Source organism: Vibrio sp. 10N.222.54.A3 (assembly GCF_041474095.1).
Lineage (GTDB): Bacteria > Pseudomonadota > Gammaproteobacteria > Enterobacterales > Vibrionaceae > Vibrio > Vibrio crassostreae_C.
In genome coordinates this window covers 1-17,209 of record NZ_JBFRTN010000075.1, presented here as the reverse complement: position 1 = coordinate 17,209, position 17,209 = coordinate 1, and the positions used below count along the sequence as shown (strand labels likewise).

Sequence of the window (17,209 nt, the reverse complement as noted above, 5' to 3'; positions counted from 1 at the left end):
ATTTACTTAGCTATACGCTTGTACTTGATACGGTGCGGCTCTGCCGCTTGTGCGCCTAGAGTCTGCTTAAGCCACTCAGTGTACTCAGTATAGTTACCTTCGTAGAAGTTAACTTGACCTTCATCACGGTAGTCTAAGATATGGGTCGCAATACGGTCAAGGAACCAACGGTCATGCGAGATAACCATTGCACAGCCCGGGAATTCAAGCAGTGCTTCTTCAAGAGCACGTAGCGTTTCAACGTCAAGGTCGTTGGTAGGCTCATCGAGTAGCAGTACGTTACCGCCCGCTTTTAGCAGTTTCGCTAAGTGAACACGGTTACGTTCACCACCAGAAAGCTCACCGATGATCTTCTGTTGGTCGTTGCCTTTAAAGTTGAAACGAGAACAGTAAGCACGCGCAGGGATTTCGAAGTTGTTGATCTTAATGATATCAGCGCCTTCAGAGATCTCTTGGAATACTGTCTTAGTGTCGTCCATGCTGTCACGGAACTGATCAACAGAAGCAAGCTTAACGGTTTCGCCTAGTTCAACTGTACCTGAATCTGGCTGTTCTGCACCGCTTAGCATCTTGAATAGTGTTGATTTACCTGCACCGTTGGCACCAACGATACCGACGATTGCGCCCTTAGGCATGCTGAACGATAGGTCGTCGATAAGAACGCGATCACCAAACGATTTAGTCAGGTTGTTCACTTCAAGAACTTTATCACCTAGACGCTCACCTGGCGGGATGAACAGTTCGTTGGTTTCGTTACGCTTCTGGTATTGGCCAGTTGTCAATTCTTCAAAACGAGCCATACGAGCTTTAGACTTAGCTTGACGGCCTTTAGGGTTTTGACGAACCCATTCAAGTTCTTTCTCGATTGTCTTTTGACGTGCGCTTTCGCCCGCTTTTTCTTGCTTAAGACGCTCGTCTTTTTGCTCTAGCCAAGACGTGTAGTTACCTTCCCATGGGATACCTTCACCACGGTCAAGTTCTAGAATCCAGCCAGCTGCGTTGTCTAGGAAGTAACGGTCGTGGGTAATCGCCACAACAGTACCACTGTAATCAACAAGGAAGTGCTCAAGCCATGCTACTGATTCTGCATCCAAGTGGTTGGTTGGTTCATCAAGAAGCAGCATGTCTGGCTTTTCAAGAAGTAGACGACAGATAGCAACACGACGACGCTCACCACCTGATAGGAATTCAATTTTCGCATCCCACTCAGGAAGACGAAGTGCATCAGCAGCACGCTCTAGAGCAGTCTCTAAGTTGTGACCGTCTTTTGCTTGAATCAGAGCTTCTAGTTCGCCTTGCTCTTTTGCCAGTGCATCGAAGTCTGCATCTGGTTCTGCGTAAGCTGCGTAAACCGCATCAATACGCTTAAGTGCGTCAGCAACGTCAGAAACCGCTTCTTCTACGATTTCACGAACAGTTTTTGATTCGTCTAGCACAGGCTCTTGTGGTAGATAACCTACTTTAAGGCCTTGTTGTGCACGTGCTTCACCATCAATATCAGTATCAATACCAGCCATGATACGTAGTAGGGTAGATTTACCTGAACCATTTAGACCCAAAACACCGATTTTAGCGCCAGGAAAAAAGCTAAGAGAAATGTCTTTAAGAATTTGACGCTTAGGTGGAACAGTTTTGCTCACCCGAGACATGGTATATACGTATTCAGCCATTGCCGATCGATCCTAATTATTGTTCAAAATTGTCTGCTATTTTATACCAATATCCTCAAAGATGTTACTCCTAGGGCAGAAAAGCCACTCTTGAACTAATCCTTACCTATTATTGTCACATTGGTCATTAAAACTATATTTAATGGGCTTCTGAGGCGAAGTGTTAAATATTAATAATATTTACACTCAAATCCTTTACATTTGATGTGATGTCGGGCGTAAATAGACTTCACGTATTCATACACGCACTAAGGAAAGAGCGAATGTTTTTCCGCATTGGTAATACGAAAATTGCTGTGGCTGCATCGGCAATTTTGTCTTCGGTTTCACTGGCTCCAGTCGCTATGGCTAGCAATGCATCCGAGCTTGAAATGCAGCGTGACGTTTATGATAAAGCGCAAGAGGTTTTAGACAGCCGTGATCTAAAAGCTTACTCCGCGCTGCGTAACAAAATTCAAACATACCCTTTAACACCTTACACCGATTATCGGGCCTTTCTGATTGGCTTAGGTGATCGCACACCTGCTGAGGTCGATGCTTTCATTGAAGAGAACAAGGCATTGCCTTTCTCCAATCGAATGCGCGCACCTTATTTGGACTCATTGGCTTCTCAAAAACAGTGGAAGACGATCCTTGAGTTTCAAACCAAAGAGCCTGTCGGTGAAAAATACCAATGTATTTATTATCGAGCGCATTACGAGCAAGGTAACCAAGAGCTTGCCTTTAAAGGAGCTAAACAACTTTGGTTGAGTGGTAGTGGTGTTGATGACGCTTGTGACCCTTTATTTAAAAGCTGGGATCAAGCTGGGCTAAGAACTGATGAGCTGATTCTGGATAGAATGCTGCTAGCGTTCGAGGGCCGTAACGGTAAGTTAATGAGCTATCTGATTAAGCAATTGGATCATGATGAGTCAATTGCTCAAGCGAAGCAGATGAAGGCGTTGTACAACAAGCCTGAAAATGTACTCGCGTTTGCTAAAAAACATCCAGCGAATGAATTCTACCAAGCTCAAACCGAGTTTGCTTTCGAGAAGCTAGCAAGGAAATCATCAAGCAGTGCTCAAAAGGTGTTTGATGATGTCATCAAGGCTCAGAAGTTTTCGAAAGAGAAATCTCAAGAGCTCGCTGATTACCTAACGTTTCGTCTGATCAACACCGACTCTGAAGAGTTAATGGTGTGGCGCGACAAAATGCTCGCGAGTTCATCAAAGCAAGTTCTGCTGGAACGACGTGCTCGCTTAGCAATTCAACATGCCGATTGGACGGGTTTGAAAGAGTGGATAGCGCGCTTGGATGATAAACATCAGGCTTCGCTTCGTTGGCAATATTGGCAGGGCAGAGCTGAAATCGCGACGGGCGATACTGACAAAGGCAATAAGCGACTGTCAGATATCTTGGGTCAGCGTAATTTCTACAGTGTGGCTGCGGCTAAGCAGTTAGGTAAGCCAGTTCAATATCCAACATCGACACTTAAATACAATGCTGAAACAGTGAAGCCATTCGACACCTCTTTGGTGCGTATTGGTGAACTGATTGACCGAGACAAAATTGCGGCAGCGAAAAGTGAATGGCGCTGGTTACTGACCAATGCAGATAAAGAGCAAAAAGAGATGCTTGCCGCTTACGCTGCGACACAGCGTTGGAATCACTTTACCGTAACAGCGAGTATCTCTGCGAAGATGTGGGATAACATTGCGCTGCGCTTCCCTGTTGCTCATAAGTGGTGGTTTAACTTCTACGCTGAAAAGCACGATCTCGATCCAATCACTTTGATGTCTTTAGCAAGACAAGAGAGCGCGATGGATTCAGAAGCTCGCTCTCCAGTTGGCGCGCGTGGCATTATGCAAATTATGCCCAAGACGGCGCAATACACAGCGAACAAACATAAGATTAAGTATCAGGGCAGCGATGATCTTTATGATGTCGGCAAAAACATTGAGATTGGCAGTCACTACTTAGATGGTTTACTCGCTCAATATGATGACAACCGTATCTTTGCGTTTGCGGCTTATAATGCTGGACCTAGCCGTGTGAAACAGTGGCGTTCACGCAGCGATGAAAAGCTCGATGCCTTTGCATTTATCGAAATGATCCCATTCAAAGAGACACGTGGCTACGTTCAGAATATCTTGATGTTTGAGACCTACTATCGAGATATCTTGGGTGAGAAAGGGACGTTTTTAGCGCCCCATGAGGCAAAAACGAAATACTAAGCCTTCGGCATTTGGCCCGAAACTGAGTAAGAATAAAGGCAGTGAGTGCTAACCATTTCCACTTACTGCCTTTTTACATTGGATCGCATCAAGTGTTTCGGTATAAAGTGTTAAACGCTTTCAATCGTTAAGCGACTCTTTAAAGTCAGAATTTAAAAGTAAGTGTAGAGATATGGCATCACAACCTGAATATGATAATTGGCAACAACTGATGGACTTGGTAAAGACGGCTGTCGAAAAAGATCAGCACGAGCTGTTGTTGACTATGATGATGACACCAGACGAGCGAGATGCTCTGGTTGCTCGAATTAATATCTTCTGTGAGCTGATGAAAGGCGATATGTCTCAACGACAGGTGAGTCAAATGCTGGGCGTAGGCGTAGCGACGATAACCAGAGGCTCAAATGAGCTAAAGGCCAAATCTGAGCAAGAGAAAGTCGTGATCGCCGACCTATTGCTAAAGTAATAATGGAATTAAGCTATCACGCGATAGTATGAATACGAATTCGATAAAAAACGCTAACTGGATGTTAGCGTTTTTTGTTTCTGAAGATTGTTCTTGGAATCTTTTGAAGTTTAAGGAAGCCTCAAATACTAAATAGGAAAGTGTTCAGGATTCACAAATGGGATCAGAGCCAAAATTAAAGCTTGATGATAGACCGAACTGCGTGACAATTGGTTATGTGTCAGTAGGCCAATGGCACCACCTTTCTGTTTGATATTGTCGGTACCAAACACTTCATCCATCACATCCCCTAACTCGTTTGCATGCTCTAGTTTCTCAAGCACGGCTGGTGGCAGCATCAGACTTGCTGAACGAGACTCGCCACGTTGGCCATTCGCTTCGATCACCATCCAGGCAAAGGTGACGTTTGTTTCTATTCCCGCTTCTAGACCAACATAGAAGTCTGCATCAGGCTGAGCTTGAGTTGCGTTGTGAACTCGATTCACGGCACCTTGATAGGTTTCATCATTGCTCATCGGTTGATCGGCGACACCACTAGGGACGCTGATGCCTTGGAAATCAAATTCAGTATCAGGAAAAGCAGATAAGAACGCACTTTTAACGGCGTTGATTTTAGCTGGGTTCAGCGATGCGATGATTACAGATTTCATGTGTCGGATTCTTTTTGTTGTCGATTAGATTGAGTTGATGTTGTCGGTACCAGTCACTCAATTCTTCTAGTGGCATGGGTTTACCAAAGTAATAGCCTTGCAGCATATCGCACTGTGCATCCTGTAACCACTGGTGCATGTCTTGAGTTTCAATCCCTTCGGCGGTGACCTTTTTCCCCTGAGCATGACACAACCCGATAACTGGTTTTACGATGTTCTGGTTATCGGTTTCAATTAAGGTATCCAAAAACGCTTTATCCAATTTAATTTTCTGAGTTGGATACTGCACCAGTTGAGTGATAGAGGTGTAACCGGAACCAAAGTCATCAATCGCCAGTCGATAACCCATGCATGACAGCTCATTCAGCAATGGGAAGCCTTCTGAGTTTGAGTAAAAGGTTTCAGTGATTTCAAAATCGATTAGGCTTGGTGGAATTCGATTTAACTCCGCGTGTTCTTTAATGAAACCCGCAAGATGAGTGGTTTCAATGCCAGCAGAAGATAGGTTGATCGACAATTGAATTGAGTGATCAAATTGAGCCTGAAGTCGATGGAATGAAGCAAACGCATTCTGTATTACCCAGCGGTCAACATGTTCAAACAGCCCGGTTTGTTCGGCTATTGGAATGAACTCATCTGGTGGAACCAAACCAAGTTGCTTTGAATTCCAACGCAATAACACCTCAACGCCAATAACATCAGTCCCGGTGGAATCCATGTAGGGCATGTAAACGAGCCTGAATTCATCATCAAAATTCTTACCTCTAAGCGCACGTTCAATATCTGCTTGGCGCTGAATGGCTTTGTCTAAATCCCGTGAATAGTCAGCAAATTGGTTTTTACCGGCACGCTTGGCTTGGTACATCGCGGTATCCGCGTTGGACAGAAGCTTCTCGATTGAGTTGCCATCATTAGGGTAGGTCGCAATACCAATACTGACCGTGATCGGAAAGCTGCCTGATTCGGTGACAAAGCCTTTTTGCAGTGGAGTGAGCAAATCGTTCGAGAATCGATGCGCGACATTTCCTCGGTGACTAGGAGCGTTAATGTAGACAACGAACTCGTCTCCAGAAAGTCGGGCTGGCATACAATGAGCGTCGAATTCCTCTTTATAATGACGACAAATATCTGAAATACGCTGAGCAAAAGAGACCAGAATCGAGTCGCCGATTTGATGTCCGTATTTGTCGTTCACAAACTTGAAGTTGTCCAAGTCAAAATAGAGAACCCAGGTTTCGGTATTCGAACTCGGTTTTGGCAACGATTGCTGAACGAAGGTTTGAAACTGATGCCTATTGGCTATTTGAGTTAACTGATCATTTTCGGCCAAGAGCTTGGTTTGCTGGTAGGTGTTGTCTAGCTCTTGATACATGTCATAAAAACGCTGTGATAGGCGGCCAAGCTCGTCACGAGTGCCTAAGCGTTCAATGTTCTTACGTTGTTTTTTTTCGACTTGCTGTAGCTGTCGATCGAGCCGTGTTATTGGAGTAATCACAGTGCGAGACAGAAGCATGAGTAGCAGAGCGACAGTTACAAACGCAGACAGTGCAAACGACAAACTCAGCTTGTTCCAAATTGAATCGAGCTTGTTTTCCAACAGGAATTGCGCCGGATCGACCGTGGCGTACAGTTCTGGTGCAAGCTTGACTGAGTGAGTAACATCATTTTCCAAAGAAACCGCTATGGATGTGAAGAACAAGCTGGTTTGGTAGTCGAACTCTATCTGTTTTCTCAGCGCATTAAATTTGTCGAGAGAGACAGAGACAACAACAAAGAACACATCGTCGGGTTGATTGTTAACGGTTGGGAAAATCGCTTTTCTATCTACCTTGTCATAGTGAACCAACATCCCTTCGCCTTGGGAGTTTTGAATATAGTTGGTACTCGATGTTGCTAAGGTGTCTTGATAGTGCAGGTCAACATACTCCAATATCTTACTGTCAATCTGAGTGCGTGAGTCATTGCTATTATCCGCGTAATAACGCAGTTTTCGATCACCATTAAGAAGCGCTAAACCTGTATAGCTTTCATCGTCATCTTGCAGGAAATGAATGGCTTCTCGAAGATTACTGACCAGTTCAAGATCGCGAGATAGATTTTGATCAGTGAGGAAATAACGCTTCACCATATCACTCTGGGTCAAGGTGTAAGAGTAGCTATTGAGGAACGAACGAGATTGGCGAAAGTATCCGGCTAGTTTTTCCATGTTCAGTTGAAGTGCGTTGTCTTCGCGTTTGATGAAACTGCTTTTTTGCGTCGAATAAATAATATAGCTAGAAGCCGCGGTACTGATCAGTATCACAGGGGCTATTAGTAGTAAGATTTTAGTACTTAGCTTCATAGTTAATGACAACACTATTTATAAATTAAGCGCATAAGTTTATGTTACTTAATGCTTACTCGCTATTAATTATACGTAGTTCGATGATTTCCTGTGAAGGGGGTAAGGTTTTGTCTTTATTGATAAAAAAAGCCACTAATGAGTTTTTGTTAGAAAGGCTCAAGTAGTGGAGAGAGTAAGCGTGCCGAATGTGCGAAACAAGTGAATTGTGTTTCAGGCATGCTAGGGTGAGTTTTCTTAGCGAGAATAGTACTCGACTAGAGGGTGATTTAAGTATTTGGCCTGCTGTAGGCCAAATACTTATGTTAGCTAAAAGCTGATACTCACTTTCAGCTATGACAACTTAACTTGAGTCGCTTTGATGTTCTCACTTGGGTAGCAACCCAACACCTTAAGGTGGCGAGTAATGGCTGTTAGTTCCGTTATCGCTTGTTGCATATTATCTGAATCCAGATGCGCCTCTAAATCGACATAGAACATCTCTTCCCAAGGATTACCCATGATAGGACGAGATTCTAGCTTAGTCATGTTGATGCCTAAGCGTTGCAGGATCAGTAGTGTTTCTACCAAAGAACCCGCCTCTTGAGATGTCGACATGATGAGCGTTGTTTTCGCTGGTATTTGAGTCGATACTTCAACAGGCTTACGCGCCACAACGATGAAACGAGTGTGGTTCTCTGTTTGGTTTGCAATATTGCTCTGGATTGGCTGTAGTCCATAAAGCTTACCGCTCGATGCATTACCAATAGCAGCTACGTCATTACCACCCAATTCTTTAACTTTTTTCATTGCATCAGCGGTGCTTGCGCAAGACTCAAGGTTGACACCCTTAAGGCGGCTCAAGAACTCACTGCATTGTTGATGAGGTTGTGGGTGCGAGTAGAGTGTTTTGATGTCTTCTAAACGGATATCACTTTTAGCAACAAGGCAGTGCTCAATCGGTTGAGAAAGTTCGCCAACAATGTATAGAGTCGTATGCTGTAACAGGTCGTAGACCTCGTTAATTGACCCTGAACTGGTGTTCTCAATCGGCAGGACACCGTAGTCGGCATGGCCAGACTCTACTGTTGATGCGACTTCTTTGAAGTGATTACAGTTCAGCTCAATCAATTCCATATTCTTGCGGCTGAAGTATTCGCGGCTCGCAAGGTGAGAATACGATCCCTTAGAACCTAAGAATGCAACGCGAGCCAATGGTTTACGGCTTTGCGGGTTCGCTAGGTTTTGTAAGTATGACTGTTGTAGTAAAACGGAATCTTCGATGATGGTGTGAAACAGCTTGGTAATGTACTGCGCATCAAGTTCGTATTTATCTTTGCCGTTGTTGATCAGCTTAACTAATAGTTGTTGTTCTCGTACTGCATCACGAACTGGTTTTGATGTCTCTACTTTGCTTTTAGCGACTTCGATACTTAGCTTGCGACGCTCTGAAAGTAACTTCAGGAGTTCGTCGTCTAAATCATTAAGACGAAGGCGGATATCATCCAGTGAAATTGAGCGGTCAGTCATAAATGTGTCCTTATAAAAAAGCCTCCCTAGTGTGGGAGGCTTCTTGTTCGTTTTTGACTTGTTTTTCTAAAACGACTTAGCCTCCGATTTACGGAAGAAAAAAGAAGTCAAAAATAAACAAAGATTGAGTGTGCATAAAAAGTGATTGTTTTATGAATGTTTAAACACAATAAGCAAGCGAGCTACGAGCGTCAAGCAAAAAAATAGCGCCCTGAGGCGCTATTTTTTAATCTGTTCTCTTTCCTTATTCTACTTCAGCTTCTAGCTCTTCGATTTCAGGCTTTTCAGCGCGGCGCGCTTCTGGTTTATGGCGTAGCTTGTTGAGTTGACGCTCTAGTTTTTGTTCTACTTCGTTGATCGCTACGTAGAGGTCGTCATGGATTGATGAAGCAACAAGTTGGCCTTTTGGTACGGTTAGTACCGCTTCAAATTTCTTCTTCTTGTTTGGTTCTTCGCTAAAGCTCGCTTGGCAGCCAATGATGTCTACTTGCCATTTATCTAGCTTTTTAAATTTGCTTTCTATGTGATCACGGATTGCAGAGGTAATGTCGATGTTTTTACCAGTGATGTTCATTTTCATAGAAGTTTTCCTCTGTTGTATCCCTCATGGGTTAACTTCAGATTACGACTTTTAGGAATAAAGAATGTGATCTAGATCTTGTTTTGGTTGGGTGGGATAAGCATTAAAATCAAATGTGATCTTACGCAAGTCTTAGTATCTTTTTGGCGAAAAATGCTTGTTATCCTTATGAAAAACGATAACTTGGAGGCAAGGCTTCGCTAAAAATTAAATCAGTTTTTAGGGGCGTCCTACAGCCTATGGAAAGTGCTTGATTGAAATTTACTCAATAGTGTTTTGTGATATAGGTCTTGTAATATAGGTCGCTACATAAGCTTTTTCAGAATTAGATAAACAAAAGCCGCATAAGTATTCTTATGCGGCTTTTGTGTTTTTTAGCTTTACCTAATACCTTTGGCTCCCCAGCTCTGGGATGGAGGCGATCCTAGTCGTTAGTGTTCAGTAATCTCGCTGTGCCGTCCTCTCGGATAGCATTGATAGCTTGTAATTGTTTATAGATTACGAAGTAACGATTGATGTTGGCAACATAGGTTACGGGTTCTTTACTCACGTATTTGCGAGTGATGATTTCTACGTTTTTAAACCAGATGTTTGGGTTGTAACCTTTCTGCTTGGCAATGCTCCTCATCTTTCTGATCTTAGCAGGACCAGCGTTGTAAGAAGCCAAGGTAAAGTAGATTTGATTGTCGGGTGATATTGCCGGGTCGTCAAAATATCGGTCTTTGATAAAGCGCATATACTTCACACCCGCATGGATGTTGTTATCCACCTTATGGATGTTCTTGATGTTGACGTTTTTATCTTTGGCGGTACTCGGTAATACCTGCATCACACCAATAGCCCCGCGATGAGAAATCCGGCTCTGATCCAGTCCTGATTCTTGGAAACCTTGAGCTGACATCATCAAAGGATCAAATTCATACTTGCTCGAATACTTTTCAAAGACATCTGAGAGTTTAGCTACTCGGTCTACTTTATTGGGGTTGAGTGCTCGGCCTAACCAGCGAGTATTGTCGATGTATTTCTGGTAGATGACATTCCCAAGCAGGGTGCCTGTTCGTGCGGTCTTGACGTATTTGTTTATCTCTTTCTTCAGTTGAGGGCTGTCTTTTCTTAAAGCCCAAGCAATACGACCATTTTCTCGTAAAGGTAAGTCGTTATGGACTTGAATGTTTTCCATTACATCGATCCAGAGCTTGGCTTTATGGTTATCCAGAATTGTGCCTTGTATATAACCTTGGTTAACCAGTTCTATCAGCTCGTAGTCTTGTAATGACTCCTCGATAAAGTGGACATGCAGTGGTGGTAAACCTAGCTCGTTAAGCTCCTTATTAACTCTTTGTACACTCTCGAAGTAACTCGAGCTTGCTCGTATCCACACCTCTTTGCCACTCAATTGCTTGATTTCGGTGATAGGTTCGGCCTTTTTCCCTGTGATAATGAGTTCTTTACCATCTTTAATCATCGGATCCGAAAAATCGATGGTTCGTAATCGTTTATCGGTGATCGTTAGGTTAGCGACAGCGACATCACCATAGCCAGACTCTAAAGAGGGAAGTAGATCATCTCGTTGCACGGGGATGATTTGAACATTGAGATAGGGATGTTTCTTACGAAGGCTTTTCTCAAAGTGGTAGAGCATTTCTGCCACGATGCCTTTTGGCTTGCCATCCTCGATGTAATAGAAACCAAGATCGGCAGACACTAGCACTCTAACCGTTCCTTTGGTTTTGAGCACATCCAAGTCACCCATGTAAGGCTTATTGCTTAATGGAGACAGTTCTAATGCGTAGGATAAGTGGCTAAATAGCGATATCCAGATAAATAATAACAACCTACTCACATCCACACTCCATGTTGATGTTTTGTTAAAAGTTATCTTTTGAAGATACCGTGTATTATGCGATCCATCAAGTTTGCGATATGTAGATGAAAAAAAGCGCGCTAGTAAATTAGCGCGCTTTTAGGATTGAGATGTAAGAGGTTTGATTAAGGTAGTGGGTTTAACTCAATCAACTTTTCTGTTCTTAACACAGCGTCATCTAGGCCGAGTTGTTGATAAGCTTTTAGCTGGATATCTAAAGACTTACGCGCAGCAATGGTGTCTGGGTAAGTTTTTTGCAGCTCTTGCGTTCTGTTGATCGCAGCAATCCAAGCTTCGCGGCGTAGGTAGAAATCAGCGGTTGCTAAGTCATACTCTGCTAGGCGGTTCTTAAGTGCGAACATGCGTTTTTGTGCATCTTCAGCATAAGGGCTACTAGGGAAACGTTCGAGTAGTCGCTTGAAGTCAGCAAACGCAAGTTTCACTGGTTCAGGATCTCGGTCACTACGGTCGATATTAAAAATATCGTGCATGAAGTTTCGGTCTTGCGCCATGTGCGTTAAGCCGCGCATGTAAAGAACCCAGTCTTGTTTCTCATGCGTTGGGTTCAAACGTAGGAAACGTGAAATGGTAGCGAGGCCAAGTGCCAAGTCATCATTTTTGTAGTAAGCGTAAATCAGATCGAGCTGTACTTGCTCAGAATAGGCGCCGAATGGGTAACGTGAGTCTAGGGCTTCTAGCTTTTCTATTGCTGAAAGCCAGCTACCGCTCTGCAGTGATTCTTGAGCGTCAGAGTAGAGAACCGATGGTGGTACATCTGGCACTATCTCTTCACTACTTGAACAACCAACCAAGAGTGATACGGCTAATAGACCCGATAAAGTAAGGTGTTTCATGTCAGGCGTCGATTCCTTGAATTAAATATTTCGTAAGCTTCCGTTACTTTCTAACCAGTAACAGATACAATGATGCAATTATTCTATTTTATCCATACTAATGGGTATTAGTCTCACGGTTTTTAAAAAAGTTCGATATGGCTCAGCAGATCACATTAACAGACACAGTAAAAAGCAGCCAGTTAGGTCAACGTTTAGACCAAGCTGTCGCTGAACTATTTACCGATTTTTCTCGCTCTCGCATTAAAGAGTGGCTTCTTGACGGCAAAATCCAAGTGGATGGCGAAGTTATTACAAAGCCGCGCGTTAAGGTTTTGGGCGGTGAAGAGATCATCTTGCAAGCTGAACTTGCAGATGAAGAGCGCTGGGAAGCACAAGATATTCCTCTAAACATTGTCTACGAAGATGATGACTTATTGGTTATCAATAAGCCTCGCGATCTGGTTGTACACCCAGGCGCAGGCACACCGGATGGAACCATACTAAACGCATTGCTTTTCCATTACCCACAGATTGCAGAAGTGCCTCGTGCAGGTATTGTGCACCGTCTTGATAAAGACACAACAGGTCTTATGGTTGTGGCTAAAACGGTTCCAGCTCAAACTCGTCTTGTGCGTGCTCTTGCTAAGCGTCGTATTACTCGTGAATATGAAGCAATTGCAATTGGCAAAATGACCGCTGGTGGTGTGGTAGAGAAAGGCATTAGCCGTCATGCAACTAAGCGTACCTTGATGGATGTAAATGAATTAGGAAAGCCAGCGGTAACTCACTACCGTGTTGCTGAGCACTTCCGCGAGCATACTCGTATTCGTCTACGCCTAGAAACGGGTCGTACTCACCAAATTCGTGTTCACATGTCATACCTTCAGCATCCGCTGCTAGGTGACGTTGCATACGGTGGTCGTGCTCGTATTCCAAAAGGTGCATCTGAAGAACTAACAACAATGATTCGTTCTTTTGATCGCCAAGCACTGCACGCCGTTATGCTTAAATTTGTTCACCCAATTACAGGTGAAGAAGTTGAGTTCCACGCTCCTGTGCCAAATGACATGGTCGTGATGGCTGAAGCGTTACGTGTTGATGCGCGCGAAAACTTGGAAGACGACATTTAATCATGTCGATGATCATCCCTAACTGGAATGCACCAAAAAACGTGAAAGCATTTGCTTCGACACGTTTTGATGGTTTTTCTACTGGTGCGTATCAAGGATTAAACCTAGGTACGCATGTTGGGGATGATGCTTCGCTTGTTGAAAACAACAGAGCCTGGCTCAAGCAACACGCTAATATGCCTGCCGCTCCGGTATGGCTACATCAAACTCACTCAACAGATGTCGTTACGGTTTTACACCCTACGGCAGATATTCTTGATGCTGACGGTGCATTTACCACAGCTAAAGATGTTGTTTGTTCTGCGATGACAGCCGATTGCTTACCTGTAATCCTTACTGATACCAAAGGCACTCAAGTTGCTGCAGTTCATGCTGGTTGGCGTGGTCTTGCTGGTGGCATTCTTGAAAATGCCGTCGCAAAGTTTTCAAACTTAGGTTCAGAGAATAAGATCATTGCTTGGCTTGGTCCTGCAATAGGCAAACAAGCTTTTGAAGTAGGCGATGATGTGTTGGAAGCTTTCGTTAGTTTTGACTCTCAAGCTAAGCTCGCATTTGAAGCCAAAGCTGAACCAGGCAAATGGCTAGCGAATATGTCTCAGCTTGCAACGCAACGACTGAACAAAGTTGGTGTAACTTCTGTGACAGACTCTAATCTATGTACCTTCGCTGATGCCGATGCGTTCTATTCTTATCGTCGTGATGGTATTACTGGACGCCAAGCTACTTTTATTTGGTTAGAGTAACCTTTAACTAGTGCAACCAGTCATCCAGCTCATTTATATTTTTATAACAGCTCTATTCTTCATTCTTATCCCTTGAAAATCCGCGTTACCGTATCCATCTTCTAACCATAAGATAAACATATCTAAGAGTAGGAAGGTTGGCATGCGTCTCGATCGATTCACTAGTAAATTCCAAATTGCGATATCTGATGCTCAGTCGCTCGCATTAGGTCGTGATCACCAATATATAGAACCTGTGCACCTAATGGTGTCTTTGCTTAATCAAGATGGTAGTGCAATTCGTCCATTGCTCACCATGCTGAATATTGATGTGGTTCAATTGCGTTCTAAATTGAGCGAAATATTAGACCGAGTGCCTAAAGTAAGTGGCATCGGTGGTGACGTTCAGCTATCGAATGCGATGGGAACGCTGTTTAACCTGTGTGATAAGGTCGCGCAAAAGCGTCAAGACAGTTATATATCTTCAGAAGTATTCCTACTGGCTGCTATTGAAGACAAAGGTCCTTTAGGAAACCTACTTAAAGAGCTAGGTCTTACCGAGCAAAAATTATCTCAAGCTATTGAACAAGTCCGCGGTGGCCAGAAGGTCGATGACCCGAATGCGGAAGATAGACGCCAAGCACTCGAGAAGTTCACCATTGATCTGACCGAAAGAGCAGAGCAAGGCAAGCTAGATCCTGTTATTGGCCGAGACGACGAAATCCGTCGCACTATCCAAGTACTTCAACGCCGCACCAAGAACAACCCTGTCATTATCGGTGAACCAGGTGTCGGTAAAACAGCGATAGTCGAAGGTTTGGCTCAGCGTATTATTAACAATGAAGTACCTGAAGGTTTGAGAGGCCGACGTGTACTTTCGTTAGATATGGGCTCTTTAATTGCCGGTGCTAAATATCGTGGTGAATTTGAAGAACGTTTAAAATCAGTTCTTAATGAATTATCGAAAGAAGAGGGCAATATCATTCTCTTCATCGATGAAATTCACACCATGGTCGGTGCGGGCAAAGGTGAAGGCTCTATGGATGCGGGTAATATGCTGAAACCTGCATTGGCTCGTGGTGAACTTCACTGTGTAGGTGCAACCACACTCGATGAATATCGGCAGTATATAGAGAAAGATCCTGCGTTAGAGCGTCGATTCCAAAAAGTGATAGTCGATGAGCCAACCGTGGAAGACACGGTCGCAATTCTCCGCGGTTTGAAAGAGCGCTATGAACTTCACCATCATGTAGAAATTACTGACCCTGCGATTGTCGCGGCGGCAACCTTATCTCATCGATACGTTTCTGATCGCCAATTGCCAGATAAGGCGATTGATCTGATTGATGAAGCGGCTTCGAGTATCCGTATGCAGATCGACTCAAAACCTGAGTCGTTAGATAAGCTCGAGCGTAAAATCATTCAATTGAAGATCGAGCAGCAAGCTCTTACCAATGAAAATGATGAAGCCAGTGAAAAACGCCTTCGAACATTACAAGAAGAGCTTTCTGACAAAGAACGCGATTTCGCAGAACTTGAAGAAGTGTGGAATGCAGAGAAAGCCGCGCTTTCTGGCACGCAACACATCAAGTCAGAGCTAGAACAAGCACGTATGGATATGGATTTTGCGAGACGTGCTGGTGATCTTAACCGAATGTCTGAATTGCAATACGGTCGAATTCCAGAATTAGAGAAGCAGTTAGATCTTGCGACTCAAGCTGAAATGCAAGAAATGACGCTGCTGCGTAATAAGGTCACGGATGCAGAAATTGCAGATGTGCTATCTAAACAAACAGGCATCCCTGTTTCTAAAATGCTAGAAGCTGAGAAAGAGAAGCTTCTTAAAATGGAAGGTGTTCTACATAAGCGTGTTATTGGTCAAGCGGAAGCTGTCGAAGTGGTATCTAATGCGATTCGTCGTAGCCGTGCAGGTTTATCTGATCCAAACAAGCCGATTGGCTCTTTCTTATTCCTTGGTCCAACTGGCGTTGGTAAAACGGAGTTGTGTAAAACACTCGCGAACTTCATGTTTGATAGTGACGATGCAATGGTGCGTATCGACATGTCTGAGTTTATGGAGAAACACTCTGTTGCTCGCTTAGTTGGTGCTCCTCCGGGTTACGTTGGATATGAAGAAGGTGGCTACTTAACAGAAGCAGTACGTCGTAAGCCTTACTCGGTGATTTTGCTAGATGAAGTAGAGAAAGCGCATCCGGATGTTTTCAATATCTTATTGCAGGTGCTTGATGATGGACGCTTAACCGATGGACAAGGTCGTACAGTCGATTTTAGAAACACGGTAGTGATCATGACATCCAACCTTGGCTCTTCGAGAATTCAAGAGAACTTCAATACGCTCGACTACCAAGGAATAAAGAATGAAGTGATGGAAGTGGTAGGTAAACATTTCCGTCCTGAGTTTTTGAACCGAGTTGATGAAAGCGTGGTGTTCCATCCATTGGGTCAAGAGCACATTCAGTCGATAGCCGCTATTCAGCTTGAGCACCTTAAGAAGCGCATGGAAGACAATGGTTATGAGCTTGAAGTCTCGGATAAAGCACTCAAGTTGATTTCTCAAGTTGGTTTTGATCCAGTATATGGCGCGCGACCTTTGAAAAGAGCGATTCAACAAAGTGTCGAGAACCCGTTAGCGAAAGCGATATTGGCAGGAAAAATTAATCCAGATAAGAAAGTGCAGCTATTAGTAAACAACGACCGCATTATTGCTCACCAATAGTTGAAGTAAGAACGGTAGGTGCGATTGGTCGAAATTAAGGCTTGATCGTACCTATTTTGAACGCTTTGTGTGAATAGTGTTCGAACGGTCGCCGGTGGCGGCTTTTTTTCGTTTTTAGCCTTGTGCAAAGGATTATTCTCTCTATAATGCGCCTCCGTTGCCAAGGATAACCAAGCGGTTTGAACTGGGTGACAAGACGGTGATAAGCATTTAAGATGCTTTGAAAAATTAGCTGGAAAAAGTGTTTGACACTGGAATTCAATCCGCTAGAATGGCCGTCCACTTCGAGAGGCTCCTTCCTAAAAGGAATGCTCGACAAGTAAAGCTCTTTAACAATTTAAACCTATCAATCTGTGTGGGCACTCGTTGATGAATATCAAAACGTTTTATCGTTAGATAAAACAGATTCTTCGGAATCAAAATTGATTTCAATGAACTGAGTGACCAATACGTTTAACTACTTGTAGTTATTCGGCACAGTCAATTCATTA

12 protein-coding genes and 1 other annotated feature are annotated in these 17,209 nt (G+C 43.7%); of the genes, 5 read left to right on the top strand and 7 right to left on the bottom strand.

Features of this window, described 5'->3' with window-relative positions:
- Positions 1 to 2 precede the first annotated feature (2 nt).
- Entirely contained in the window at positions 3 to 1,670 is a 1,668-nt protein-coding gene (gene ettA, locus AB4507_RS16230; protein WP_017056147.1) for an energy-dependent translational throttle protein EttA, read from the bottom strand.
- 263 nt (positions 1,671 to 1,933) lie between these two features.
- On the opposite strand from ettA, the gene sltY reads away from it, so the two are divergent.
- Both sltY and trpR read left to right on the top strand, forming a co-directional pair.
- Positions 1,934 to 3,883 carry a murein transglycosylase gene (gene sltY, locus AB4507_RS16225; RefSeq protein WP_102321444.1) on the top strand — a complete coding sequence of 650 codons (1,950 nt, stop codon included), beginning with the start codon at positions 1,934 to 1,936 and terminating at the stop codon, positions 3,881 to 3,883.
- A gap of 172 nt (positions 3,884 to 4,055) precedes the next feature.
- Positions 4,056 to 4,349: a trp operon repressor gene (gene trpR / locus AB4507_RS16220; RefSeq protein ID WP_017059358.1), complete on the top strand. Its 294-nt coding sequence runs from the start codon at positions 4,056 to 4,058 to the stop codon at positions 4,347 to 4,349.
- Positions 4,350 to 4,477: 128 nt separating this feature from the next.
- On the opposite strand, the gene yjjX is transcribed toward trpR, so the two are convergent.
- The 6 genes from yjjX to AB4507_RS16190 form a co-directional block, all read right to left on the bottom strand.
- Complete coding sequence (yjjX, locus tag AB4507_RS16215; RefSeq protein ID WP_372182962.1) at positions 4,478 to 4,999, bottom strand: inosine/xanthosine triphosphatase; 522 nt, start codon at positions 4,997 to 4,999, stop codon at positions 4,478 to 4,480.
- Entirely contained in the window at positions 4,962 to 7,340 is a 2,379-nt protein-coding gene (locus AB4507_RS16210; protein WP_372152497.1) for a putative bifunctional diguanylate cyclase/phosphodiesterase, read from the bottom strand. Before AB4507_RS16210 ends, yjjX begins: the two co-directional genes overlap by 38 nt.
- Positions 7,341 to 7,673: 333 nt before the next feature.
- Complete coding sequence (pheA, locus tag AB4507_RS16205; RefSeq protein ID WP_017059361.1) at positions 7,674 to 8,849, bottom strand: prephenate dehydratase; 1,176 nt, start codon at positions 8,847 to 8,849, stop codon at positions 7,674 to 7,676.
- A gap of 12 nt (positions 8,850 to 8,861) precedes the next feature.
- Positions 8,862 to 8,983 (bottom strand) — a sequence feature (Phe leader region).
- A gap of 110 nt (positions 8,984 to 9,093) precedes the next feature.
- A complete protein-coding gene (gene hpf / locus AB4507_RS16200) occupies positions 9,094 to 9,429 on the bottom strand; it encodes a ribosome hibernation-promoting factor, HPF/YfiA family (protein ID WP_004735034.1) in 336 nt (111 codons plus the stop codon).
- 424 nt (positions 9,430 to 9,853) lie between these two features.
- Positions 9,854 to 11,278: a lytic transglycosylase F gene (locus AB4507_RS16195; RefSeq protein WP_346393666.1), complete on the bottom strand. Its 1,425-nt coding sequence runs from the start codon at positions 11,276 to 11,278 to the stop codon at positions 9,854 to 9,856.
- A gap of 140 nt (positions 11,279 to 11,418) precedes the next feature.
- On the bottom strand, positions 11,419 to 12,147 hold the full coding sequence (locus tag AB4507_RS16190) for an outer membrane protein assembly factor BamD (RefSeq protein ID WP_017059363.1): 729 nt from the start codon (positions 12,145 to 12,147) through the stop codon (positions 11,419 to 11,421).
- A gap of 137 nt (positions 12,148 to 12,284) precedes the next feature.
- On the opposite strand from AB4507_RS16190, the gene rluD reads away from it, so the two are divergent.
- The 3 genes from rluD (at position 12,285) to clpB (ending at position 16,718) form a co-directional block, all read left to right on the top strand.
- On the top strand, positions 12,285 to 13,259 hold the full coding sequence (gene rluD, locus AB4507_RS16185) for a 23S rRNA pseudouridine(1911/1915/1917) synthase RluD (protein WP_017059364.1): 975 nt from the start codon (positions 12,285 to 12,287) through the stop codon (positions 13,257 to 13,259).
- 2 nt (positions 13,260 to 13,261) lie between these two features.
- Positions 13,262 to 14,002, top strand: a complete 741-nt coding sequence (pgeF, locus tag AB4507_RS16180) for a peptidoglycan editing factor PgeF (RefSeq protein ID WP_065584732.1) — start codon at positions 13,262 to 13,264, stop codon at positions 14,000 to 14,002.
- A 142-nt stretch (positions 14,003 to 14,144) separates the two neighbouring features.
- On the top strand, positions 14,145 to 16,718 hold the full coding sequence (clpB, locus tag AB4507_RS16175) for an ATP-dependent chaperone ClpB (RefSeq protein WP_048606842.1): 2,574 nt from the start codon (positions 14,145 to 14,147) through the stop codon (positions 16,716 to 16,718).
- Positions 16,719 to 17,209: the final 491 nt, after the last annotated feature.